24 protein-coding genes and 1 pseudogene are annotated in these 21,585 nt (G+C 63.2%); 10 read left to right on the plus strand and 15 right to left on the minus strand.

Annotation, left to right across the window (positions count from 1 at the left end):
* The first annotated feature begins 30 nt into the window (after window positions 1–30).
* Window positions 31–693, plus strand: a complete 663-nt coding sequence (locus KQ661_RS07680; protein ID WP_216686077.1) for an OmpA family protein — start codon at window positions 31–33, stop codon at window positions 691–693.
* A gap of 52 nt (window positions 694–745) precedes the next feature.
* On the opposite strand, the pseudogene mgrA reads toward KQ661_RS07680, so the two are convergent.
* From mgrA to KQ661_RS07695, 3 genes and pseudogenes are all read right to left on the minus strand, one after another.
* A pseudogene (gene mgrA / locus KQ661_RS07685) lies at window positions 746–1,696 on the minus strand (L-glyceraldehyde 3-phosphate reductase).
* A 296-nt stretch (window positions 1,697–1,992) separates the two neighbouring features.
* Entirely contained in the window at window positions 1,993–3,078 is a 1,086-nt protein-coding gene (gene fbaA / locus KQ661_RS07690) for a class II fructose-bisphosphate aldolase (protein WP_216680087.1), read from the minus strand.
* Between the two features lie 225 nt (window positions 3,079–3,303).
* Window positions 3,304–3,717 (minus strand): T9SS type A sorting domain-containing protein, encoded by a 414-nt coding sequence (locus KQ661_RS07695; protein ID WP_216680088.1) that lies wholly within the window; start codon window positions 3,715–3,717, stop codon window positions 3,304–3,306.
* Between the two features lie 345 nt (window positions 3,718–4,062).
* On the opposite strand from KQ661_RS07695, the gene KQ661_RS07700 reads away from it, so the two are divergent.
* From KQ661_RS07700 to KQ661_RS07715, 4 genes are read left to right on the plus strand one after another with little or no spacing between them, the layout of a single operon-like run.
* Window positions 4,063–4,236, plus strand: coding sequence for a hypothetical protein (locus KQ661_RS07700; protein ID WP_216680089.1), 174 nt, complete (start codon window positions 4,063–4,065; stop codon window positions 4,234–4,236).
* A gap of 45 nt (window positions 4,237–4,281) precedes the next feature.
* Window positions 4,282–4,479, plus strand: coding sequence for a hypothetical protein (locus KQ661_RS07705; RefSeq protein WP_216680090.1), 198 nt, complete (start codon window positions 4,282–4,284; stop codon window positions 4,477–4,479).
* 10 nt (window positions 4,480–4,489) lie between these two features.
* Window positions 4,490–4,657, plus strand: a complete 168-nt coding sequence (locus KQ661_RS07710) for a hypothetical protein (RefSeq protein WP_216686078.1) — start codon at window positions 4,490–4,492, stop codon at window positions 4,655–4,657.
* A gap of 55 nt (window positions 4,658–4,712) precedes the next feature.
* Window positions 4,713–4,949, plus strand: coding sequence for a hypothetical protein (locus KQ661_RS07715; RefSeq protein ID WP_216686079.1), 237 nt, complete (start codon window positions 4,713–4,715; stop codon window positions 4,947–4,949).
* Between the two features lie 8 nt (window positions 4,950–4,957).
* Here the strand turns inward: KQ661_RS07715 and KQ661_RS07720 are convergent, their stop codons facing one another.
* The 9 genes from KQ661_RS07720 to KQ661_RS07760 all read right to left on the minus strand — a co-directional run bounded on the left by KQ661_RS07720 (window position 4,958) and on the right by KQ661_RS07760 (window position 15,833).
* Window positions 4,958–5,566: a tetratricopeptide repeat protein gene (locus KQ661_RS07720; protein ID WP_216686080.1), complete on the minus strand. Its 609-nt coding sequence runs from the start codon at window positions 5,564–5,566 to the stop codon at window positions 4,958–4,960.
* The gene (locus KQ661_RS07725) at window positions 5,554–6,738 is read right to left on the minus strand and encodes a tetratricopeptide repeat protein (RefSeq protein WP_216686081.1); all 1,185 of its coding nucleotides are present in this window, start codon (window positions 6,736–6,738) and stop codon (window positions 5,554–5,556) included. Before KQ661_RS07725 ends, KQ661_RS07720 begins: the two co-directional genes overlap by 13 nt.
* Window positions 6,735–9,128 (minus strand): urea transporter, encoded by a 2,394-nt coding sequence (locus KQ661_RS22780; protein ID WP_216686082.1) that lies wholly within the window; start codon window positions 9,126–9,128, stop codon window positions 6,735–6,737. Before KQ661_RS22780 ends, KQ661_RS07725 begins: the two co-directional genes overlap by 4 nt.
* 142 nt (window positions 9,129–9,270) lie before the next feature.
* A complete protein-coding gene (locus KQ661_RS07735) occupies window positions 9,271–10,617 on the minus strand; it encodes a type III PLP-dependent enzyme domain-containing protein (RefSeq protein ID WP_216680096.1) in 1,347 nt (448 codons plus the stop codon).
* Between the two features lie 237 nt (window positions 10,618–10,854).
* Complete coding sequence (locus KQ661_RS07740; protein ID WP_216680097.1) at window positions 10,855–11,934, minus strand: ATP-grasp domain-containing protein; 1,080 nt, start codon at window positions 11,932–11,934, stop codon at window positions 10,855–10,857.
* 9 nt (window positions 11,935–11,943) lie between these two features.
* Window positions 11,944–12,222 carry a PqqD family protein gene (locus KQ661_RS07745; protein ID WP_216680098.1) on the minus strand — a complete coding sequence of 93 codons (279 nt, stop codon included), beginning with the start codon at window positions 12,220–12,222 and terminating at the stop codon, window positions 11,944–11,946.
* Window positions 12,223–12,342: 120 nt separating this feature from the next.
* Window positions 12,343–14,256 carry a T9SS type B sorting domain-containing protein gene (locus tag KQ661_RS07750; protein ID WP_216686083.1) on the minus strand — a complete coding sequence of 638 codons (1,914 nt, stop codon included), beginning with the start codon at window positions 14,254–14,256 and terminating at the stop codon, window positions 12,343–12,345.
* A 158-nt stretch (window positions 14,257–14,414) separates the two neighbouring features.
* A complete protein-coding gene (locus KQ661_RS07755; RefSeq protein ID WP_216680100.1) occupies window positions 14,415–14,600 on the minus strand; it encodes a hypothetical protein in 186 nt (61 codons plus the stop codon).
* A 54-nt stretch (window positions 14,601–14,654) separates the two neighbouring features.
* On the minus strand, window positions 14,655–15,833 hold the full coding sequence (locus KQ661_RS07760) for a cytochrome-c peroxidase (RefSeq protein WP_226930009.1): 1,179 nt from the start codon (window positions 15,831–15,833) through the stop codon (window positions 14,655–14,657).
* A gap of 387 nt (window positions 15,834–16,220) precedes the next feature.
* Between KQ661_RS07760 and KQ661_RS07765 the strand changes: the two genes are divergently transcribed.
* The 5 genes from KQ661_RS07765 (at window position 16,221) to KQ661_RS22525 (ending at window position 19,107) form a co-directional block, all read left to right on the plus strand.
* Window positions 16,221–17,333 (plus strand): sensor histidine kinase, encoded by a 1,113-nt coding sequence (locus KQ661_RS07765; protein ID WP_216686084.1) that lies wholly within the window; start codon window positions 16,221–16,223, stop codon window positions 17,331–17,333.
* Window positions 17,312–18,109, plus strand: a complete 798-nt coding sequence (locus KQ661_RS07770) for a LytR/AlgR family response regulator transcription factor (RefSeq protein WP_216680102.1) — start codon at window positions 17,312–17,314, stop codon at window positions 18,107–18,109. Before KQ661_RS07765 ends, KQ661_RS07770 begins: the two co-directional genes overlap by 22 nt.
* 74 nt (window positions 18,110–18,183) lie before the next feature.
* Window positions 18,184–18,408 carry a DUF1153 domain-containing protein gene (locus tag KQ661_RS07775; protein ID WP_216686085.1) on the plus strand — a complete coding sequence of 75 codons (225 nt, stop codon included), beginning with the start codon at window positions 18,184–18,186 and terminating at the stop codon, window positions 18,406–18,408.
* Between the two features lie 124 nt (window positions 18,409–18,532).
* On the plus strand, window positions 18,533–18,715 hold the full coding sequence (locus KQ661_RS07780) for a transposase (RefSeq protein ID WP_216686086.1): 183 nt from the start codon (window positions 18,533–18,535) through the stop codon (window positions 18,713–18,715).
* Between the two features lie 104 nt (window positions 18,716–18,819).
* Window positions 18,820–19,107 (plus strand): IS3 family transposase, encoded by a 288-nt coding sequence (locus KQ661_RS22525; RefSeq protein WP_216686087.1) that lies wholly within the window; start codon window positions 18,820–18,822, stop codon window positions 19,105–19,107.
* Here the strand turns inward: KQ661_RS22525 and KQ661_RS07790 are convergent.
* The 3 genes from KQ661_RS07790 to KQ661_RS07800 form a co-directional block, all read right to left on the minus strand.
* Entirely contained in the window at window positions 19,104–19,754 is a 651-nt protein-coding gene (locus tag KQ661_RS07790) for an IS630 family transposase (RefSeq protein WP_216680106.1), read from the minus strand. The two genes, KQ661_RS22525 and KQ661_RS07790, sit on opposite strands and share 4 nt — an antisense overlap.
* On the minus strand, window positions 19,751–20,215 hold the full coding sequence (locus KQ661_RS07795) for a helix-turn-helix domain-containing protein (RefSeq protein ID WP_216686088.1): 465 nt from the start codon (window positions 20,213–20,215) through the stop codon (window positions 19,751–19,753). The genes KQ661_RS07790 and KQ661_RS07795 overlap by 4 nt, the downstream gene beginning before the upstream one ends.
* Window positions 20,216–20,281: 66 nt before the next feature.
* On the minus strand, window positions 20,282–21,523 hold the full coding sequence (locus tag KQ661_RS07800) for a T9SS type A sorting domain-containing protein (protein ID WP_317196081.1): 1,242 nt from the start codon (window positions 21,521–21,523) through the stop codon (window positions 20,282–20,284).
* Window positions 21,524–21,585: the final 62 nt, after the last annotated feature.

Genomic DNA, 21,585 nt, shown 5'->3' on the forward strand with positions numbered 1-21,585 from the left:
CAATCCGTAAAATTTCCCAAACCCCGCGATATGAAACAGAGCAAGGACTTTTTCTGGCCCAGCTACGTGGACCTTATGACGGCCTTGTTCCTGACGATGCTGGTGCTGTTTGTGGTCAGTTACCAGCAGTTTCAGAAAAAAAACGAAGAACTCAGGGTACAGTTGGAGGATAAGAAAAAGCTGGATGAAATTAAAGCGGCTCTTAAAAAGCTGGAAGACCCTAAATATTTTGTCTATAGTCAAAAGTATAAACGCTACGAGTTGGCTTTTAATATTTCCTTCAAGGAGAATAGCTCCGAACTTTACGAAGCGGATAAGCCCCGCGTACTTGAAGTTGGTCGCTTCTTGCAAAAACAATTGAATGAGGCAAACGCTCCCAACGACATTCAATACCTGGTTGTGGTAGAGGGCCGCACGGCCCGGTTCACAAGCCGCCGGCATGATGGCACGTACTCTTACGATTCGCCCAAAAACTTCGATGGCATCATTACCCGGCAATTAAGCTATGCCCGGGCGCTGGCAGTAACCAATCTGTGGCGTGGCGCGGGAATCAACTTCCCAGCGCCACGCTACGAACTTGTATCGGCTGGAAGTGGGTTTGGTGGCGTAGGACGCTACATGGGTAAAGATGAAGAGTTAAACCGGCGCTTTATTATCCAGATTCAGCCCAAAATCGGGTCGATTGGGCAGTAGACCAGTAGAACAGTGTCATTCAGTACATCGTGCTGCTAATCCATCTCCGCCCCTACAAAATTCCCTCAATTGCCGCCAGCTCCTCCGCGCTGAACGTCAGATTCTCCAAGCAGCGGAGCGAGTCGTCGAGCTGCTCCGGCTTGCTGGCACCGATGAGGACGGATGTTACCCGCTCGTCCTTCAGCAGCCAGGAGAGGGCCATTTGTGCGAGGCTTTGGTTGCGGGTTTTTGCCAGGTCGTTGAGGCGGCGCACCTGGTCGAGGCGCTCGGGCGTGAGGTTGTTTTCGGTGAGGAAACCCACGCCTTTGGCCACGCGGGAGTCGTCGGGGATGCCGTGCAGGTACTTGTTGGTGAGCAGGCCCTGGGCCAGGGGCGAGAAGGGGATGCCGCCCACGCCCTCATCGCCCAGTAGGTCGAGCAGGCCGTCTTCGACCCAGCGCTCAAACATGGAATACTTGGGCTGGTGGATGAGGCAGGGCGTGCCCATCTCGCGCAGCAGGGCGAAAGCTTCGGTGGCCTCGGCGGGCTGGTAGTTGCTCAGGCCCACGTACAAGGCCTTGCCCTGGCGCACGATGAGGTCGAGGGCGGCCATGGTTTCGGTCAGGGGCGTGTCGGGGTCGGGGCGGTGGTGGCAGAAGATGTCGACGTACTCCAGGCCCATGCGCTTGAGGCTCTGGTCGAGGCTGGAAACGAGGTATTTCTTCGAGCCCTAATCGCCGTAAGGGCCTTCCCACGTGTGGTAGCCGGCTTTGGTCGAGATGATGAGCTCGTTGCGGTAGCCGGCGAAATCTTCGCGCAGGATGCGGCCAAAATTCTCCTCGGCCGAGCCGGGCGGCGGGCCGTAGTTGTTGGCCAGGTCGAAGTGCGTAATGCCCCGGTCGAAGGCGCGGTGCAGGATGGCGCGTCCGTTTTCGAAGGTGTCGACCCCGCCGAAATTATGCCACAGGCCCAGCGAGAGGGCCGGCAGTTTCAGGCCACTGCGGCCGCAGCGGCGGTAAGTCATTTCCTGGTAGCGGGTAGGGTTGGCTTGGTAGGGTATGATGGGGAGATGAAGAACGACAAACTCCCCTCCTTACCAAGGAGGGGACGTGGCCGCGTAGCGGACACTGGGGTGGTGAGGTCGTTGAACGACTTGCGGCGGGTCCCGAAACGCCAACGACACCCGAACATAGCACAAAGGCCTCGTTCGGGTGTCGTTGGCTACGCCGACCTTCGGTTCAACGAATGCAACCACCCCAATTTTCGCGTTGCAAAAATGTCCCCTCCTTAAAAAAGGAGGGGAGTGGGACGTTCAACCGGCTAGTAGCGGCGGTTGATGCAGTTCAGGTCCTCAAATGCCGTTTTCAAACGGGCCGAGAACGTCTCTTCGCCTTTGCGCAGCCACACGCGCGGGTCGTAGTACTTCTTGTTGGGCGAATCGGCTCCGCCGGGGTTGCCAATTTGGCCCTGCAGGAAGCTTTCGTTCTTCACGTAGTAGTCTTTGATGCCTTCCCACAGCGCCCATTGCAGGTCAGTGTCGATGTTCATCTTGATGGCGCCGTAGCTGATGGCCTCGCGGATTTCCTCCTGCGACGAGCCCGAGCCGCCGTGGAATACGAAGTCGATGGGCAGGGCTTCGGCGATGTTGTGCTTCTGGCGCAGGAACTCCTGCGAGTTGTGTAGAATCTTGGGCTCCAGCTTCACGTTGCCGGGCTTGTACACGCCGTGCACGTTGCCAAAAGCGGCCGCGATGGTGAAGCGCGGGCTGATTTCGCTCAGCTGCTCGTAGGCAAAAGCCACTTCCTCGGGCTGGGTATAGAGCTTGGAGGAATCCACGTCGGAGTTGTCCACGCCGTCTTCCTCGCCGCCGGTCACGCCCAGCTCAATCTCCAGCGTCATGCCGATTTTGGCCATGCGCTCTAGGTAGCGCTTGCAGATTTCGATGTTTTCCTCAATCGGCTCTTCCGACAAGTCCAGCATGTGCGAGCTGTAGAGGGGCTGGCCGTGCGTCTGGTAGTATTTCTCGCCGGCATCGAGCAGGCCGTCAATCCAGGGGAGGAGCTTTTTGGCGGCGTGGTCGGTGTGCAGCACCACGGGCACGTCGTAGAGCGCGGCCATAAGGTGAACGTGGTGAGCGCCCGAAATACCACCCGCGATGCTGGCCCGCTGGCCGTCGTTGCTCACCGACTTGCCGGCGAAGAACTGCGCGCCGCCGTTCGAGAACTGCACCATCACGGGCGAATTCACTGCCTTGGCGGTTTCGAGCACGGCATTCACGGTGTTGGTGCCGGTCACGTTCACGGCGGGCAGCGCGTAGCCGTGGGCCTTGGCATTCTGGAAGAGGGCCTGCACTTCGTCGCCGTGCAGCACACCGGCGCGCAGGCCGGTAAGAGTTTGGTCAGCCATAAGAAAAAGATATGCGGCGGAGCCGCGATGGGAGTTGGAAGCGAGTGGAAAAGTAAGCCGCCGCCCGTAGTGGCCCAACGGCAAAGTACGGGCGGCGCAGCCTAACCTGAAAGGTTTCGGCCAAACGAATGCGGCCTTGGGCCCCAAGACCCAAAAAAAGAGGCCGACCGTTGCAGCGGTCGGCCTCGGGGCTTCACTTCTAAGCCCACTCACTTCCAGTTGTTTTTATTCGATGGTCATCTGCTTCGCCTGCTGGTATATCCCGAACCGGTTGCTGACCTGTAGTCGGTAAATATAGTCGCCAGCCGGTAATCCCAGGCCCTCCAGATTGATTTTTATATTTTGCGACCCGGCGTTACGGCCTTTGCGTGCTACGCCTGCCATTTTGCGGCCCAACTGGTCGAATAAATCGAGGTGGACATCGGCATCCCCGGGCAGGGTGAAGGGAACGGTTGTTACGCCGCGGTGCGGGTTGGGGTAGTTCTGCTCCAGCACAAACTGGCCCTCTGCTACCGGGTCTGCCCCGAGCTCATCGCCGGGCTGGTAGGACCAGGGCACCACGCCGGGCGAAACGGCGTAGCCGCTGCCCAGTAAAATCGTGGGGTGGCGTGAGGTGACGTAGCCGGTGGCATCAGTCATGGGAACAGGGTATTAGTAAGATGAGAAAAAGGCGGCGCTTGGGGTAGCCTATGGGCGAAGTGGAGGGGGCTGACCAAAGATACCCAGTAGGGTTGGCAGCAAAGATAATAAATCGACGAATTAGTTTAAAAAGTCGGTGAATATCAGCTCTGAAGCTCCCAGTTGTTCTGCTTTAAGCCAAGGTACTCCGGTGTGGATAAGCTGGCCAAACCGGGAAGTAGTCGGTGTGGCAGCACGGTTGGGCGATTGGGTTTGAGGCCCCGGCTCCGACCGAACACCTTTGATGCATGAAACCGGCCCGCCGCCGGCGGTTTTTTTCGCTTCCAATAGCCCGCACCCATGCAAATGCCGCGCCTCCTCCGCCTCCTCGTGTGCCTGCTCGCCCTCGCCGAAGCCAGGCCCGCCGCCGCGCAAATGCGCGACGCCGAAAGTGCAACCCCGCGCGTGCCCGTATCCTTCGCCGATGGCCCGGCCAGCATCCCGGTGGCGGCGGCGCTTTCAGTGGCGCAGTATCACTAGCTGCTGCGCGACCTCACCACCACGCTGTAACTCCAGCCCCAGCAAGTGGTGGCGGTGCGCCAGGCACTGGCCGCCCGCCTGGCCGCAGCCCATCCGGCCTCCTCAGCCACTACCGCCACGCCGGAGGCCGCCGACCAGGTCCTGCGGGCGCAGCTCACGGCCATACAGGTGCTGCGGCTGGAGCAGTGGCAGGTCGCCCAACCCGACGACCAGCGCATCAGCCTGCTGGCCGCCGGGCGGTAAAGATTTAGTATTGCCACTCCCCTTAATCATCCCATTGTTTTTTGCCGTGCAGCGCTTCGAAGACGAATTTGACACCCAGCTCCGGTTACTATTGAAAGCCGATGAATATGCCCGGCTGCAGGCCAAGCCGGCGGCCCAGCGCCGGGCGCGCCGTCCCGGCCGCCGGCCAGCCAACTGAGCAGCTGGCAGCCCGCGCCAGCCATGCCGCTGTTATCGCCTTATCCCTTACGAGTATGAAAAAGCAGGCCTATCGTATTTTGCGCCGCATTTTCCGGCGGCACTTCATTGCGCCGTCCTGCCTCATACCGCGTCGCCGGCTGAGTGCCGTGTTTGCCAGTGAGGTGGAGCGCAACGAGCTGTACTGCGAGGTAGAGCAGGCGTGCTACGTGCAGCTCGACGATGCCGAGCTGCGGCGGGCCGAAACGTTTCAGGCGCTGGTGGCCTACGTGGTGCGCTGCCTGGTGGCGTAGGGGCCGCGCTAGAGGCGGCGCAGGCCGGCGGTGGCGGCGGCATCGCCGGGCCGGATGAGCAGGGCCTTGGTGTAGAGGGCGCGGGCTTCGGCTTTCTTGCCGAGGTTGAGGTAGGCCCAGGCCAGGGAGATGTTGGAATCGTAGTCGAACGGGTAGAGATTGACGACGTGCTCGAAGTAGCGGGCGGCCTGGCTGTAGGCCTTGCGGTTGAGGTAGATAACGCCGGTCCAGTAGTTGGCCTGGGTATTCTGGGGGTCTACTTTGAGAATGGTTTCGTAGGTGCTCAGCATCTTCTCAATCTGGCCTAGCGCGTTCAGGGGCTTGATGAGGCCGAACTTGGGCTCGATGGCGTAGGGGCGCTGCTCCACGGCCTTCTGGTAGTGGGCGGCGGCGGCGGGGTAGTTTTTGGCTAGGAAATAGAGCCAGCCCAGGCGCAGGTTCTGCTCGTAGGTGCCGGTGTAGATGCTTTTGATGGGCGCAATGGCGTCGGCGTAGTCGGCCTTGGCCTCGGCGGCGTAGCTGGTGGCAAAGGCGGTAGTCTGGTCCGGAGCCTGGGCGGCGGCCGGCACAGCATACACGAGGGCAGCGGTGGCGAAAGTCAGCTTTACCAGGTCCATGCGAGGGCGGTACTAAGAGATTGCAAGTTATACAGGGAGCCGTTGATGGCATCGCGGCGGCGCTCCAGGCCGTAGCTCAGGCGCAGCGAGAGCCGCTCGGGCAGCAAAATAAGCAGGCCGGTCCCGGCGCGGGCCTGCAAGGGGTCGAGTAGATTGTACACGTATAGTCCATCGAGCTCGGCCAGCACCGGCACCTGGCCCAGGCCGCCGTACACATCGAGCCAGGCGCGGCGGTGCAGCCGCCCGCCCGCCCCCAGCAGCGCATGCGGGTGGCTGCGGCCGTTGGAGCGCACCACGCTGGCCTGCCCGAAGCCATACAGGCGCAGGTTGCCGAGCGGGTACACGGTCAGGCGCAGGTTAGTTTGGGCGCGGGCAGTATCGGTGAGGGTGCCCACGTACTGGCCCAGCTGCGCCGTCCAGTGGGGGCGGGCGTAGGCCAGGGCGGCATAGCCAAGGTGGCTGCTGCTGGTTTCGAGGCGGCCAAAATCGCTGTCGAGGAAATGGTAGCCGAGCAGTGCCCGCCAGCGCGGCGCCAGCTGGCCGGCCAGCTGGGCGTAGTACCCGTTCTGGCGCACGGGGTAGGAGGTGCCACGGCCGCGCTGCTGGCGGTCGGGCAGCTCAATGTTCTGGCCGAAGTAGCTAATGCTCTGGCTCAGGCTGAGGCGGGGGCTGAGGCGGGTGCCCACGCCCAGGCGCAGGAAGCCGGCCGGTCCCCGATGCTCCTGGCGGGTGGTCTGGCCACTGGCCTCCACCTCCACCCGGCTCAGCAGCTGGAAGCCGTTGAGATGCAGTGGGCGGCGCAGCGAGTCGGGCAGGTCGCGCGCCACCAGGGCGGCGGGGCCGGGCTGGTTCAGGCTGAGGTAGGCCAGGGCCAGGCCGTAGCGGGCGGTGATATCAACCGGGTTTTCGCGCAGGGCGCGGCCGTAGTGCCAGGTGGCCTGCGCTGGGCGGTCGCGGGCCAGGGCGGCCTGGCCCAGCCGGCGGCGCAGGGCCGGGTAGTCGAGCCCGAGGCGCAGGGCGGTGCCTCCCACCGAGTCGAGCGCGGCCCAGCGGTACTGCCCGGCCAGGGCCTGGGTCAGGCTGTCGGTGGTTTGATAATCGGGCACTGGGGCCTGGGCGTGGGCGGCGGTGGTTCCGGCCAGCAGTACCAGCAGCAGGGCTAATTTCCTCATGCGCCGGCTACTGAGCAGGTGAGGGTGACGCTGCCGGTGGCACGGCGCACGCGCAGCTCGGCGAGCCGGCCTTCGGTAAAAAGCAGCTCGGCAGCCTGTACCTCGCGGGCGCGGCCAAAGCCTGCCACCACCACACGGCTGCGCAGCCGCACCGGACCGCCGGGCCAATGGCCGGCCGTGGCGGGTAGTTCCTCGGCCCAAAAAGTGGGGCGCAGGAAACGGTAAAATGGGGCCAGCACATCCTGCGCCCAGGTAAGAGCCGGGTTGTGCACCACGGTCAGCGGAAACTCGTCGTGCACGACCTGGCCCGGCAGGCCGGCCAGCGGCACCCGGTAGGCGGCCTGGTAAAGCAGAAAGAGCCACGAGCTTTCATCGCCATAAAAAGCCGTGCAGTAGAACACCGACTCATCGCCCCCGAAGTAGAGCACCGCTCCCGTGCGCTGGCAGCGCAGATAGGCCAGGTTGTAGGCATCGGTGAATACTTCCCAGCGCTGGGCCGGGGCGGTGGGCGCGGCGGCATCGCGCACGTCCAGCGCGTAGCCGGGGGGCAGGCGCAGGGCCTGGCTCAGAGTGCGGTTGAAGGTGGGCGGGCGCACGATTTCGCCCGCCACGGGCACGGCAAAGTGCCGGAGCTGCGGCATTTGGGAAGCAGCAAAAGCAGGGGTTTCGGCCGGGCGTGTTGTTCCATCGGGGGCGTAGCTCATCCTAGCCGGCGAATCCAATGCAGCATTTGCTTGCCCATAAATGCTTGCTGATAAATTTATTGACTGAGCAAGCTGCTGCCTGAGCTTCCGCGACGGCGGGGTTGGCTGTGCGGGAATACTGGCCGCGCTCACCCCCGCCGCTGCCACGAAATACGCCAACGGGTAGGCCAGCGTGCGCGAACCCAAGTAGGGAGTGGCCTGCACTTGGAAGTGCAGGTGCGGCTCGGGCGAGCGCCCCGAGCTGCCGCAGGTACCAACGATGTCGCCGCGCCGTACGTAGTCGCCCACCTTCACCGGCACCGAGTGGGCGCGCAGGTGCGAAAGCTGGGTGAACAGCCCGGCCGCATGGCGGATTACGACGGTATTGCCCCAGTTCTCGCGGGTGTTCACCTCGCCGATGGCATTGTCTTCGATGTGCTGAATGACTTCCTGCACCACACCGTCGGCGGGGGCCAGCACGGGCTTGTTGTAGGCGTAGTAGTCGCTCAGGGCGCGGCCGGTGCCGTGGTAGGTGCGGCCGTCGGCGTCAGTGATGGCGAAGTCCAGAGCCTGGCCCCAGTCGCCGAGGTGGGTAGGGCCACCGTCGGTGTAGCCCTGGGTGCAGGTCCACGCGCCCAGGAAGGGCAGGGTGAGGGGCACCGCGCCCTGGTGGGCCAGCCGCACCCGGGCCGTGGCGTAGGCGTAGAGGTTGCGCTCGGGCGAGTAGCGCTGGATGGGCGTGAGCACCAGTCCCGCGCCCGGCCGCTCGCGCAGCAGTAGCACGTAGAGGAACAACAAAGCCGTGGCGCAGTAGGGCAGCGACAGCGCCGGCAGTCCCAGCCGGTCCAGCACCGTAGTGCAGCCGGCTAGCACCACCACCGTCATGGGCACGCTCAGTAAGGCCCACCCGTAGCTGGCCGCCGAGGGAATGACGAACACGCCGCCCACGGCCACGGCCGCCACCACGTAGTTGGCCCCTAGGTTATAATCGGGCGGCCCGCTGCCCGCCGGCCCGGTGAGCAGCAGCAAGCCATATGCTCCCAAAAAGCCCAGCACCGATAGCGAAAACGCAATGCGCGAGTGCCACAGCAGCCCCATCGCCACCAGCAGCCCGCCCAGCGCACTGTCCTGAAATAGCACCGCGCTCAGCGCCCGCAGGTACGTAGCCAGCAGCGGCGGCCAGGGCCAGTCGCCCACCCATTGGGCGGCCGTGGCCAGCCGGGGGCCGCCCAGGGCGTAGGCATCGTTCAGCCAGTAGATGCCGCTTTCGGCCGCCGGCAGGTGCAGCAGCGGCCCGGCTCCCAGCAGCAGCACCCATACCGTGCCCACAAACGGCACCGACAAAAACGGCAGTCCCCGCCCGCCCAGCCAGCCGCCCAGGGCCACGCTCAGCAGCAGGGCCAGGCCCGCGCCCACCACCACCAGCCCCGCCAGCCCCCAGCCCGGCGCGAAAAACGAGGCCAGCCCCAGCCCGGTAAGCAGGGCGTTGAAACTGTAGGCACCGCTGGCGGTCCATTCCTTATTGAAGCCGCCCAGCTGCGCCCCGGCCACCGCCAGGCAGGTGCTGACCAACCCCGCCGCCCCCACCACCGGGTGCCCAAACGACACTAGCAGCAGCACCGCTGCAAAGCCCCGATGCTGCGAAAAGAACAGCATGGCGTAGCTGTGCAGCACGGCGCGAAGGAAGGATGTAAGGGTAGGAGTCATAACGGCGCGGCTGGCGTAACCTCACCCCCGACCCACTCTCCAAAAGAGAGGGGCACCGGAAATACTTCGGTTACGGGTCGTCAGGCTCCCCTCTCCTGGGGAGAGGGGCCGGGGGTGAGGTTTTCGGGGAGGGCGATGAAAGTTAAGGAAGCAGGTGCGCCGGCACCCGCTCCAGCTGCTGCAGGTACTCCAGCGTTTCGGCGGCTCTTATTATATGCACCGCGCCGGCCTCGTCAATCATCACTACGTTGGGCCGCAGGTTGATGAACTGCTGCCACTGGCTCATGTTGTATGCGCCCACTTTGTGCACCACCACGGTATCGCTGGGGGCGAGCAGGGGCAGGGCGATGCTGTTGCGGAGCTGGTCGATGTTCATACAGAGGGGGCCGTAGAGCACGGTGGGCTCGGTTTGGTCCGAGAATTCGCGGGTGGGGCTGATGTGGTGGTCGTACCAAAAGGAGGTGAAGAGCAGGTTCACCCCGAAGTCGAGGATGGTGGCGCGGCGGCCGTCGGCCAGGCGCTTGTTGGCCAGCACCGAGCCGATGAGCGAGCCCGCGTCGTCCACCAGCGCCCGGCCGGCTTCCAGCACCAGCAGCGGCAGCTCATCGGCCGGGAAGCCTGCGCCGAGCAGGGCCCCGGTGATGGCTTCGGCGTATTCGTCGAGCGGCGGCACGGTATCGGCGGCGGGAAGGTAAGCGCCTTTCAGGGTGTTGGTGGAAGGGAAGCCGCCGCCCAGGTCGAGGTACTGCACGGCCGTGTTCAGCTCGCGCCGGCAGCGCCGGGCCAGCGCTGCCAGCTTGGTGGCCGCCACGCCATACGCCTTGGGCTGGAGCACATAAGTTCCGATGTGGCAGTGCAGCCCCACCAGCGCCAGCCGCCCCGAGGCCACCACGCGGCCCAGGGCCTGCCAGGCCTCGCCATTCTCCAGGTTGAAGCCGAACCGGTCCCACTGCGGGTAGATGCCCGCGTCGAGATTCACGCGCAGGGCCACGCGGGGCCGGCTGGCGCGGCCGGCGGCCACGTCCAGCAGCAGGTGCAGCTCATCGGCATTGTCGAGGTGAATGACGGCATCGACCGCGCAGGCCCGCTCCAAATCGGCGCGCCGCTTGCCGGGGCCGTTGAAGAGAATGTGCGGGCCGGGCACGCCGTTCAGCAAAGCCTTTTCCAGCTCCATGCCGCTCACCACCTCCGCCCACGCGCCCTCCTGGTGGAAGGTGCGGCACACGGCGTTCAGATAGTTTGTTTTGTACGACCACGCCAGCTGCACCGCCGGGTAGCGCGTGCCAAAGGCCCGCACCGCCGCCTGGTAGCTGCGCCGCAGCTGCCGCTCGCTCAGCACAAAGAGCGGCGAGCCGAACCGGGCCACCAGCTCCGCCACGGCTACGCCATCGAGGGCGGCCGTGGGTGCGGCCCCGGCGCGCGGCCCAAACTTGTGCAGCGCGCCGGCCGTGAGCTTGCGCAGGGTAGGACGTTCGTAGGGGCGTTTCATGGATGGATAATAATGTGCCAGCGGACAACTCCCCTCCTCGGCTGAGGAGGGAATACTGGCGCGAAGCGACAGCTGGGGTGGTTGAATCGTTGAACGACTCGCGGCCGCACCAGCCGGGCATCGTTTGGGCGTGATTCGGCCGCACCAGCCGGGTGTCGTTCGGGTGTCGTTCAACGCGGTCAACCACCCCCGTTGCCGCTACGCGGCAATATCCTCTCCTCAGCCGAGGAGGGGAGCTCAAAGTTCACCCAGCGCGGCCACTTGCTGGAATTCGGTGTGGTCGGTAATCAAATCCCAGGCGTAGCGCACGAACATCTTGCCCACGGCATAGCCTTCCATCATCGGCACGGGCAGGGCCAGGGCCAGGCGGAGCAGGGCGGCGGGCTGGTTTTGGCCGGCGGCGGCCGTGAGGTATATCCAGGCCGGGAAGCGGGGGTTGATTTCGAGAATCACCAGCTCATTCGTGGCCGTGCGAATCAGCTCTAGCTCGAAGCCACCGCGCCAGCGGGTGGCCTCGGCAAAGCGGCGGGCCAGGGCCAGCAGGGCCTCATCCTCCAGGGTGATGCCGGCCCAGGCTTTGCCCCGGTCCGTGATGGTGAGCTTGCGCATGGGCACTGCGCTCAGGGCGCGGCCGTGCCCGTCGCCCAGCCCGGCAATGTTGATTTCCTGCCCCGCCACAAACTGCTGTGCGATGAGTGGCATGCCCCACAGCCCGCTCAGCCGCGCAAACGCCTGCTCGGCCTGCGCCAGCGAGTGCACCACGGCGGCATCGTAGTAGCGGCCCTTCAGTACCAGCGGCCAGCCCAGGGTTTCGGCGGCAGTCGTTATTTCAAAAGCGCTGTGCAGCGGCCGGCTGGCGGGGGTGCTGAAGCCGTGCGCAGCCCCGAAGGCGGCAAGGTTCAGCTTGTCGCGGGCGTCGAGCTGGGCCAGTGTGGGCAGAAACGTGTGGATGCCCAGCGCCCGTAATTCTGGCTCCAGCTTGATGAAGTTGAACAGCTCGGCATCGAAGTTGGGGATGAGCACGGCCACTTCCTCCCGCTCGCGGATGTGGGCCAGCCGCGCCAGTAGCGCCGCCGTGCCCGCCGCCGGGTAGGGCAGCTGGTAGGACTTATCCACCAGCTCACGCAGGTAAATGCCCGGCTCCAACGCCTCATAGCTCAGCCCGATGATGCGCAGGTCGAAATCCGTGCTCTCGCGCAGGGCGCGGATAACGGCCACGCCCGGGCCGGGGCTGTCGGTGGCATTAAGGCCGGTCACGGCCACGGTGAGGCGCGGCCGGGTGTTGGAAGCGGGAAGCGGGGAGTGGGGAGTGGGCATTGGCGCAGGTTACTTTTTGTTGCCCGCTCCCTGCTCCTCACTTCCCGCTTCCACCAGCAGGTTGAAGTCGCGCAGCTGGGCCAGCAGGTCGTCCCAGTCCTTTTCGAGCTGGCCGGGGGCTACGTCGTAGCACTCCAGAATGCCGGCCTTGATGGCCGCTGCGTCCAGGCCGGCCTTGGCGCGGGCCAGGATGTCGGCCGCCAGCGGGTTGGCCGCGAAGGAGTCGCCGGTGGCGGGATTAAAGATGAATCCGGCCTCGCTGGTGGCAATGTTGGGCTTTAGCTTCATGGGAGGGGAAAAGTAGGTAGAAGTAGCGTTGGCGCTGGTTTTTATAAAGGCCGTCATGCAGAGCGCTGCGCTCTGCATGACGGGTAATGAAATGACGGGTAACCAAGCATTGCCACCCCGCTACGGAATCACCTCCACCCAGCCCTTAAACTTGCGGCCGTCGGTGTAAGTAGCCAGGTAATAATACAGCCCGCCCGCGCCCTGGCCGCCCCACTGAAACTCGCGCTCTGCCGAAGCAAATATCTGCTGGCCCCAGCGCGAGAAGATTTTGATACCCGCAAATTTATTATCGCAGAAGTCCACCGGCAGGTCGGGCATCCGCAGAAAGTCGTTCAACCCGTCGCCGTTCGGCGTGATGACGTTGGGCGGGCGGAAGGCTGTCAGCTCCGTCACCGGCACCACCTCGAAGCGGATGGTCCGCTCCTGCGGCAGCGGTACGCAGGGGCCGGTTTCGGTCAGCTTGAAGTGCACCACCAGGCCATTGCTGGTGCCGATGGCCGCCACGGCGGCGCAGGTGGGCTCCCAGGCGAAGGTTCCATTGGCCAGGCCCGCGCCATTCTGGGCCGTGAACTGCATGCCCATCGCCGCGAGGTCGAAGCCCTCGCCCACGGCCGCGAGGGCCAAGGCGTTGCGGTTGGCATCGGTGCCGGTCAGGGTGGCGGTGTAGCGCAGGCCCAGCGTCACGCGCACCACCGTGGGGGCGGTATCTACGGTGGGAGCCGGGGCGGGCGGGAAGCTGCTGCTGAGCACCGGGGCCGCGTTGGTGCCCTGCGTGGCGGTGAAGGCTACGCGCACGGTATCGTGCTTGGGCAGACTGCATCCGTTATCGGCCACAATGAGGTCGAGCAGGTACACCTTGCCCTTGGTGTCGGCGCAATCGGGGAAGCAGAGGGTGGCGGTGAGAGTGTCGGGGGCGCCGGCGGCCCGCACCGTGCCGCTGGTACTAGTGGTGAAGGTGGGCGCGGGCACCGTGAAATTGACCGGCCGGGTGCTCATGGTAAGCACCGAGTTGGGGTCGGAGTCGGTGTAGCGAATGGTGAGGCATCGGTTGCCGCCGGGCAGCAGGCGTAGCGTATCGCGGCCGGGGCGGTACAGCGTGGCGCTGTTGGCGGGGTGCACCTGGAGCCTGGGCGCCAGGTTGGTGGGGCAGTTCAGCACATAAAGCTGGAAGTCGCGCCGCGTTTCGCCGATTTTCACGCCCTTGCGAAACTCCGCGCAGCGCACCCCGAACACGAACAGGCCCAGGTTGGTGGCCCGCACCGTGAGGCGGCCGGTGCGCGCGTTAATGCCCAGGGCCGACGTGCCCGGAATCTGGTTGGCGGCGCTCAGGCTCGGGCTCCAGGTGATGGGGGCGTAGGGCGCGGCGCTGGGCAGGGGCGCGGTGTTGCCCACGGCCGCCGAGGCGTGGCCATTCAGCGGCGTCACCATATCGTAGGCGAGCGAGTCGCCGTCGATGTCCTGCCCGCCGAAGTCGTAATAAAACAGCTCGCCCCGGCACGCATAGTCGCCCAGGGGCGGGAAAATGCGCGGCGTGGAATCAATAAAAGCCGCGCCCGAGCGCACGACGGCCGGAAACTCGAGGTAAAAGGTCTGGGCCGCGCCGGCCGGGTTCATAATGTTGCTGATACTGATGTTGCGGCAGCAGCGCTCCACGGCCACGTAGTAGCCGCCGGGGTTGGCGTAGGTGGTGATATCCAGGGTGATATCTTTGGTATACACTAGCTTGCGGGTGCTCAGCGAGCCCACGGCGCAGGCCGGGTTAGTATATTGTACGAAGGTATTGCTGGTGAGCGGCAGCGTCACGTTCACCACTCGCTGGTTGGTGGCTTTCACAAAAATGCTGGCTATAAGGCTTTGGTCCAAGGCCAGCGGGTCGCCGTTGATGGCATCAAAATACAGGTTGAGGCTGAGCGTGTAGGTGCTGCCGGACTTGTACTGCAAATCCAGCTCGCCGCCCACAATGTGCGTGGCCGAAGCCGCCAGCGGCAGCAGCAACAGCAGCAACAGCAGTCTAAGCGAGCGGAGGGTTTTCATGGTAGTAGTGAAGATAATAAATCGGCCGGCAGCAGCTGAAAAACCTCGCCCCCGGCACCTCTCCAAGATAGGGGTGCCACGCGACTTTCAGCGCGGGCTAACGTCAGGTTCCCCTCTCTTTTGGAGAGGTGCCGGGGGCGAGGTACCCCTGTGCCGGGTTAGTTAGCGCCCGTGCCCGTACCGGTTCCCGTCGTAGTCGTGGTCGTCGGCGGAGTGGCCGTCGTGATTTTCTTGGTGCAGCCGCCGTTGGGGCCCACATTGTCTTTCTCGCAGCCTGAGAAACTGCTCATGGAGCATAGCAGCGCCGCGGCGCTGGCAAAACGTAGGAGGTTAGTGAAGCGCATAAAAGTTGGTTGGGGAAAAAGGGTTGAAAAATGGAAAAAATAATGAAAGGAAGGCTAGTGAATGTTGCCGCCCACGGCCAGGCCGCTGGGCACGGCGGCGGGCACGGTGCGGTCGTAGCTGGTGGCGGTGAGGGATTGCAGAAAGGCGATGATGTTCTGCGGATTGGTCACGCGGCCGGGAAACAGCGGGTCGCGCTGCCCCAGGCTCACGTGCGGGTTGGCTGTGGCCGGTGCCCCGGGCGGTGGCGCGTAGAAAGCCAGCACCGCCTGCAGGTTGGGCAGCGTGCCGCTGTGCATGTAGGGCGCAGTGAGGGCCACGTTGCGCAGGCTGGGCGTGCGGAAGGCGTAGCTGCCATTGGCCCCCGCATCAGAAGCCGGGTTTTTGCTATTATCGGCCACGCCGAGGACGTGCAGCTGGTAGTCGCTGAGCATCGGGCCGCTGTGGCACTTGGCGCAGCCGCTGGTCACGAAATCGTTCAGCCCCTGCACCTGCTGGGCCGTGAGGGCACTTTTGTCGCCGCGCATGTATTGGTCGAAAGGCGCATCGGTGGCCAGCAGCGTGCGCTCGAAGCAGGCAATGGCCTTGCCGATATTGGCCGCCGAAATGGGCGTGGCCTCCGCGAACGCGGCGCTGAACAGCGGCCCATATGCCGCAATGCCGCGCAGCCGCGCCACCACCGAATCGAGGGCCACGCCCTCGGTATACTGGTGGCCGCGCATCTCCTCCAGCGTAGCCACGGGCATCAGCGACTGGTTTTCAAGTGACTGTGCCCGCAAATCCCAGAACATGGCGGCCGTGGCGGGCTGGTAGCTGCCATCGGTCGCCATGCCGTTGAAAGCGGCGTTGAGCACGGTGGGCGAGTTGCGCTGGTTGAAGGCAATGTCGTTGGGGGCGCGGAAGTGGCGGGCGGTGCCCAGGCCCTGGCCGTTGCTGCCGATGCTGAGGTCGAGGGCGTCGGCGTAGCCGCTGGCGGGATGGTGGCAGCTGGCGCAGCTCACGTCCTTGCCGCCCGACAGCACGGGGTCCCAGAACAGGGCGCGGCCCAGCGCGATTTTGGCCGCGCTGCTCGGGTTGCTGGCCGGGGCGGTGGCCTCCTGCGGCAGGGCCGTGATGGCGGCGAGGTCGGCGGTGGTGGGCGTGCTGGGTTCGCGGTCTTTCTGACAGGCCACTACCAGCAGCAGCGCGGCGGCGGCCATCATCGAAGCAAGTCGGGGAAGCAGGGTCGAGGCCATGAAGAAAGCAGGGGGGAGGAGCGGAGGAGTAAGCGGCAATCTGCCAGCCAATAGGCAGCGGGTTTGGCTCAAATTTGCGGCTCCTTAATAACTGGGGCCAACTGCAATCGCCGAGCTACTGTCCCGCGTCGCCCATTCGCCTTTTTAGCCCCCCCAAACGGCGCGGTCAATTGGGGCCACGCCGCACCAGCGGCCTATAGTGCCGACTGGGCGATATCCACCCCCTGCTGGCCGATACAAGGCCCGGGCACCCAAGGGCGAGTTGTAGCTTTGGAGAGAGTTAAAAGTTGGGAGTATAAGAGCTAAAAATGGGGGTTGAGGACTGGCCGCCGTTCGTTCTCGCTACGCAACGCTTCACTTTTAACTCCTAACTCCCAACTCCTAACTATGCCCATACCCCTGCTCCGTTCGGCTTCCACGCTGCTACTGCACGCTCTGGTCTGGGGGCTGGTGGCGGTGTTGCTGGTGGCCCAGCAGCCCGACTACCCCGGCCCCAAGCCCATCGAGTTCTGGCTGACGCAGGCCGTGGTGTTTGGCCTGCTGGTGGGCGTGTTTTACCTGAACGTGGCGTGGGCCGCGCCGCGCCTGCTGTATGGCGGCAAAGGCTGGGCCTACGTGGTGCTGAATGCCGCGCTGGTGCTGGCGGTGCTGGCCATTCATCAGCAGGCAGAGCAACGCCTGGGGGTGCCCGAGCTGATTTCGGCTGCCCGCGAGGCCGTCCTCAACCCGCCCAATCCGTGGTCGGCGCCGCGCCCGTACCCGGTGCCGGGCCTGGAGGAAGGTAGCCCGTTCGTCAATTCCGGGGTGCTGCTGCTGGCGCTGCTGGTGCTGGGCATTGCCACCAGCCTCGCGGCCATGCAAAAGGGCCAGCGCGACGCCGAAAGCAGCCTGGAGCTGGAGCGCCGCCAGGTAGCCACCGAGCTGAGCCTGCTGAAAGCCCAAATCAACCCGCACTTCTTCTTCAACACCCTCAATAACATCTACGCCCTCACGCTGCTCGACGCCGACCAGGCCCGCGCCGCCCTGCACCGTCTCTCGCGCATGATGCGCTACGTGCTGTACGAGTCGCCGGCCGGCCACACCTGCCTGAGCCAGGAAATCAGCTTCCTGCGCGATTATGTTGAGCTAATGCACCTGCGCCTGACCAACAAAGTGCAGGTCAGCTTCGAGATGCCCGACCCGCTCAGCCCCGACCCGTTCATCGCGCCCATGCTGTTCCAGCCGTTTGTTGAGAATGCGTTTAAGCACGGCGTGAGCGCCACCGCGCCCAGCCGCATCAGCATCGAGCTGCGCCAGCCCACGGCCCATACCGTGGAGCTGTGCGTGCGCAACACCGTGTTCCCCGACCGGCCCGCCGACGACGACGATGAGCCCGGCGGTATTGGCCTGGCCAACACCCAGCGCCGCCTCGATTTGCTCTATCCCCACGCCCACACCGTGCGCGTAAACCCCCACAACGCCGCCAACGAATACGAAGTATGCCTGCACCTGAATCTATAATCCCCGCCGTTGCCGCCGCCCCGTTCGTCATCAACTGCGTAGCCGTCGACGACGAGCCCCTGGCCCTGGGCCTGGTGTGCTCCTTCATCGAGCAAACCCCGTTTCTGCGCCTTGTGGGCCGGCACGAAAGCGCCGTGGCCGCCCTGCGCTCGCTGCACGAGCGCCCCGATGCCCAGCTGCTGTTTCTTGACATTAAGATGCCCGACCTCAGCGGGCTGGAGCTGGCCAAGGTGCTGCAGCACGGCCCGCGCATCATCTTCACCACCGCCTTCAACCAGTACGCCCTGGAGGGCTTCCGCGTCGATGCGCTCGATTACCTGCTCAAGCCCTTCGACTACCAGGAGTTTCTGCGCGCTGCCCTCAAGGCCAGAACCTATTTCGAAATGAAGCAGGCCAGCGAAATCCCCGCGCCCGCCACCACCCCACCAATCCCCCAACCCGCCAATCCACCAGAGGACGACTACATCTACCTCAAAGTGGAGTACCAGCTGGTGCGCGTGCCCCTGGCCGACATCGTGTACGTGGAGGGCCTGAAGGACTACGTGAAGGTGCACCTGGCCAGCCAGACGCGGCCGCTGCTCTCGCTCACCAGCCTGCGCGGCATGGAGGAAAAGCTGCCCGCCGGCAAGTTTCTGCGCATCCACCGCAGCTACATCGTGGGGCTGGGCCACATCCAGTCGGTGGGGCGCGGCACGGTGCAGATTGCCGGCGAAACCCTGCCCGTGAGCGACGGTTACCGCGAGGGCTTCGACCAGTTTTTTAGTCGCTGGAAATAAACTTCCGGGCCCGTGCGCCAATCCAACCAATGTTCACGCTGCGTTAATAGTAGCGTCACTACCTTGGCTGCATTATGACTGAGAATCAGCCTGATTACTTCGATACCGATGACCGCCCCCAACCCGCTGACTATGCGAGTGCTGCCGCCGAGCGCAAGCTCAGAATCTGGGCCGTGCTCAACGCCGTGGAGCAAGGCCTGATGGATGCCGTGGAGGCCTGCGCCGCCTACGGCATCAGCCCCGCCGAGCTGGAAGAACAGCGCGCCGACTGGCTCGATTTCGAGTCGGGCCGCCGCTGATTGCCGGCCGGGCTGGAATTAACTTTTAAGCCTCTTTGTATGAATTGTAAGCTTCCCCCGAAAGTGAGCCAATCAAAAATAGAGAGAGGTAGTAACTTTTCACTTCTTCTATTTTTAACTGTTCATGAAAAAAAGTCGCTTTAGTGAAGCCCAGATTCCGGGAATTTTACGCCAACAGGACCAAGACCAGACAGTGGTCCAGATTTGCCGGGAACACGGCATCAGTGAGCCCACCTTTTACGCGTGGAAAAGCAAGTTTGGGGGCATGGGCGTGAGCGAGTTGCAGCGCCTCAAGCACTTGGAATAGGAAAACCGCCGCCTCAAACAGCTCTACGCCGAGTTGAGTCTGGAACACCAGGTTATCAAGGAGGTATTGCGAAAAAAGTAGTCACCCCCACGGCCCGGCGCGCCGTGGCCCATTACGCCAGTGGGCGGGGGCTGAGCCAGCGCCAGGCGTGTGCACTCGTGGGCCTGGCCCGCAACAGCTACGCCCCGCCACCGGGCGGGGGCCGTGGGGGACTCCAGCCCGCCGATGCCGAACTCGTTGCCCGGCTGCGGGCACTGGTGCAGCGGCACGGCGGCTGGGGCTTTTGGAAATACTACTACCGCCTGCGCAAGCTGCGGGTCGTGGTCAATCACAAGCGTGTATGGCGTATCTATCAGCTACTGAATTTACAACTAGTGGTCAAAAAACATTAAATAGTTGGGTATAATCGGTTTAATTTAATGCGGGCATCAGCGGTTTTGAATTGCCAGTTGCGCGGTTTTAGGTTGGCATTTTGCTTGTTTTTCCACCGTTTGACGACCGCCTGCACGGCTTCTTTGCTCGAAAAGGAGCGGTCAAGCACTTGGCGCGTGAGGACGGAGAATTCAATTTCGGCCATATTCAGCCACGACCCGTGGACGGGGGGGTAAATGATTTCCATCCGCTGCACATAGGCCCGGGCGACTTCCGGTGGGAAGTGGGCGTAGAAGTTGCTGATTCGGTGCGTACTCAGGTTGTCCATCACCCAGCGCACTTTTTTCGCTTCCCGGTAGGTCGTGTCCATTAGCCGGGCCACAAACTGCACCCACGTGGCGGCTTTGTGGTCGTTCTCCACGGTCAACTCGCGCCAACCGCGCAACGGTTCGGTGGCGACGAACAACTCCACCACGCCCCGGCGCACGTATTCCGAATCGCGGTGTGGCTGCCCGTTGGAAGCAGTAAATTCTTGGTAATCGAGTAGTTGTTTAGGCGATTCGTCCAGGCACACAACGGGAAAATCCGCGTCGTAGGGCTGCTCGTACACGTCTAGCACCTGCTCCATCTGGCACACAAAGGCCGCGTTCTCTTCGGCCGGAATCACCCACTGCGTGGGGCCCTGAAAAGGCTTAAGTTCGTTTTTTTTAGCAGCCGCGCCACCATTGTGGTCGAAATATGCTCGACCACCTGCAACTCCACCAGCCGGTTGGCCAGCATCCCCAACTGCCAGCGCGGGTGGTCGTCGGGGGGGCTTTGGCAGAGCAAGACCGTCAGATGGGTTTCTACCCGACCGTCTATCTTTTTGTCAGAGCGCGTTTTACGTACTTTCGGCTCGAACATCTTCAGGCCTTCCTCGCAGAACTGACGGCGTACCCGTTCCACCGTGCGGGTGCAGATACCCAGCACGGCAGCCAGTTCCAGGGCCGGGCGGCGCCCGGTCTGCTCGTCGCTGTTCAACAAAATTTGAATGTCCCGAAGTTTAGCCGAATGGGCTTTATACTTCTTCTGCCACCCCTCTAGGGTCTGGCGTTCGTCGGCGGTCAGGTAAAGGCGATAAAGGGTCATAACGAAGGACTTAGTCATCCTTAATCCGATACGACCAATTAAAGTTTTTGAACCACTAGTCCGCCTTTACTCCACGAATAGGCGGCGCACCTGCCCGCCAGTGCGCACCAAGTACACCCCTGCCGGTAACCCGGCTGGTAAGACTAGGTGGGCCGCGCCTTGGGCGTTGGACTTGGTGATAAGCACTTCTCGGCCCAACCCGTCAAGCACGGTGATTGTGGTGTTCGGGGCACCCCCGGTTATTCTAGCAGTACCATGGGTAGGGTTGGGGAATAGGTCCAGCTCAGTGGCTGAGCTGTTCGGAGAGCTGGATAGCGGGCCCGTGCCGCCATTCAAATACACGTTAATTGTGGCGTTAGAGGCAGCATTGACGGTCAAAAAATCTAGGTCGCTGTCGCCGTCTAAGTCAGCAAGGAGTAGGTTGCTATTGCCAATGCCTCCGGCAAGGGTCATGTTTTGGGAGCCTCCAAAGAGGCCGCTGCCGTTGTTTAAACGGATGCTCAAGTTGCTGCCGAAGCCGGAAAGAAGGTCGGCGTCGCCATCGGCGTCTACGTCGCCCACTGCTAAACTAAATGCGTTAATTCCACTCACATCCTGGTTGCCGCTGAACGTGCCTGTGCCGTCATTAAGACGCACACTTACGTTTGAGGAATAAGAATTAGCTGCCAGAATGTCTAAGTCGCCATCACCGTCCACGTCACTTATCGCCACTTGGCCGGGGCCACTTCCCACGGATAAATCCTGAGTTCCGCTGAATGTGCCCGAGCCGTTGTTCAGCCTGATGCTTATCGTGCCCGGTCCGTTCCTGCTTGCGTTGGCTACAAGCAGGTCCAAGTCGCCATCGCCGTCCACATCGCCCATAACAATGTCCGCTGGCTGGTTGCCCACCAGTACACTGGTAGGGGCCCCGAACGTACCAGTGCCATTGTTGAGCTGCACGCTCGCCAAACTATTCGCGCTGACCGTGAGCAGGTCCAAATCACCATCGCCGTCCACATCGCCAAGTACGAGCCGTTGAACGTCAGAACCGCCTGCTTGGATGGTTTGTGCGTTAGTAAACGTACCAGCCCCAACGTTCAGCAATACGCTCGACTGATTGAAAAAGAGGTTACCAGCTACGGCGTCCAAGCTACCGTCGCCATTTATGTCACCCACGGCCACACTGCTAGGGTTAAACCCAACAGATGTGCGCAGGGGGCTTCCAAATGTGCCGGTTCCGTTATTGAGTCGTACGTCTACGGTTCTGCCTTCAAAATTGGCGGTGACGATGTCTAGGTCACCATCGCCATCCATGTCGCCAACCTTCACGTTGCGGATAGAATTAAGTGAGGCATCTGTCCCCCGAAAGCCTGCCACAAAAGAGCCCGTGC

This window comes from Hymenobacter siberiensis, from assembly GCF_018967845.1.
In the GTDB taxonomy this organism is placed as follows: Bacteria; Bacteroidota; Bacteroidia; order Cytophagales; family Hymenobacteraceae; genus Hymenobacter; species Hymenobacter siberiensis.

What these genes read in the sequence shown, in the direction of transcription:
- KQ661_RS07680 (WP_216686077.1), top strand. Translation starts at nt 31, where the DNA reads ATGAAACAGAGCAAGGACTTTTTCTGGCCCAGCTACGTGGACCTTATG.
- fbaA (WP_216680087.1), bottom strand. Translation starts at nt 3,078, where the DNA reads ATGGCTGACCAAACTCTTACCGGCCTGCGCGCCGGTGTGCTGCACGGC.
- KQ661_RS07695 (WP_216680088.1), bottom strand. Translation starts at nt 3,717, where the DNA reads ATGACTGATGCCACCGGCTACGTCACCTCACGCCACCCCACGATTTTA.
- KQ661_RS07700 (WP_216680089.1), top strand. Translation starts at nt 4,063, where the DNA reads ATGCCGCGCCTCCTCCGCCTCCTCGTGTGCCTGCTCGCCCTCGCCGAA.
- KQ661_RS07715 (WP_216686079.1), top strand. Translation starts at nt 4,713, where the DNA reads ATGAAAAAGCAGGCCTATCGTATTTTGCGCCGCATTTTCCGGCGGCAC.
- KQ661_RS07720 (WP_216686080.1), bottom strand. Translation starts at nt 5,566, where the DNA reads ATGGACCTGGTAAAGCTGACTTTCGCCACCGCTGCCCTCGTGTATGCT.
- KQ661_RS07725 (WP_216686081.1), bottom strand. Translation starts at nt 6,738, where the DNA reads ATGAGGAAATTAGCCCTGCTGCTGGTACTGCTGGCCGGAACCACCGCC.
- KQ661_RS22780 (WP_216686082.1), bottom strand. Translation starts at nt 9,128, where the DNA reads ATGACTCCTACCCTTACATCCTTCCTTCGCGCCGTGCTGCACAGCTAC.
- KQ661_RS07735 (WP_216680096.1), bottom strand. Translation starts at nt 10,617, where the DNA reads ATGAAACGCCCCTACGAACGTCCTACCCTGCGCAAGCTCACGGCCGGC.
- KQ661_RS07740 (WP_216680097.1), bottom strand. Translation starts at nt 11,934, where the DNA reads ATGCCCACTCCCCACTCCCCGCTTCCCGCTTCCAACACCCGGCCGCGC.
- KQ661_RS07745 (WP_216680098.1), bottom strand. Translation starts at nt 12,222, where the DNA reads ATGAAGCTAAAGCCCAACATTGCCACCAGCGAGGCCGGATTCATCTTT.
- KQ661_RS07750 (WP_216686083.1), bottom strand. Translation starts at nt 14,256, where the DNA reads ATGAAAACCCTCCGCTCGCTTAGACTGCTGTTGCTGCTGTTGCTGCTG.
- KQ661_RS07755 (WP_216680100.1), bottom strand. Translation starts at nt 14,600, where the DNA reads ATGCGCTTCACTAACCTCCTACGTTTTGCCAGCGCCGCGGCGCTGCTA.
- KQ661_RS07760 (WP_226930009.1), bottom strand. Translation starts at nt 15,833, where the DNA reads ATGGCCTCGACCCTGCTTCCCCGACTTGCTTCGATGATGGCCGCCGCC.
- KQ661_RS07765 (WP_216686084.1), top strand. Translation starts at nt 16,221, where the DNA reads ATGCCCATACCCCTGCTCCGTTCGGCTTCCACGCTGCTACTGCACGCT.
- KQ661_RS07770 (WP_216680102.1), top strand. Translation starts at nt 17,312, where the DNA reads ATGCCTGCACCTGAATCTATAATCCCCGCCGTTGCCGCCGCCCCGTTC.
- KQ661_RS07775 (WP_216686085.1), top strand. Translation starts at nt 18,184, where the DNA reads ATGACTGAGAATCAGCCTGATTACTTCGATACCGATGACCGCCCCCAA.
- KQ661_RS07780 (WP_216686086.1), top strand. Translation starts at nt 18,533, where the DNA reads ATGAAAAAAAGTCGCTTTAGTGAAGCCCAGATTCCGGGAATTTTACGC.
- KQ661_RS07795 (WP_216686088.1), bottom strand. Translation starts at nt 20,215, where the DNA reads ATGACCCTTTATCGCCTTTACCTGACCGCCGACGAACGCCAGACCCTA.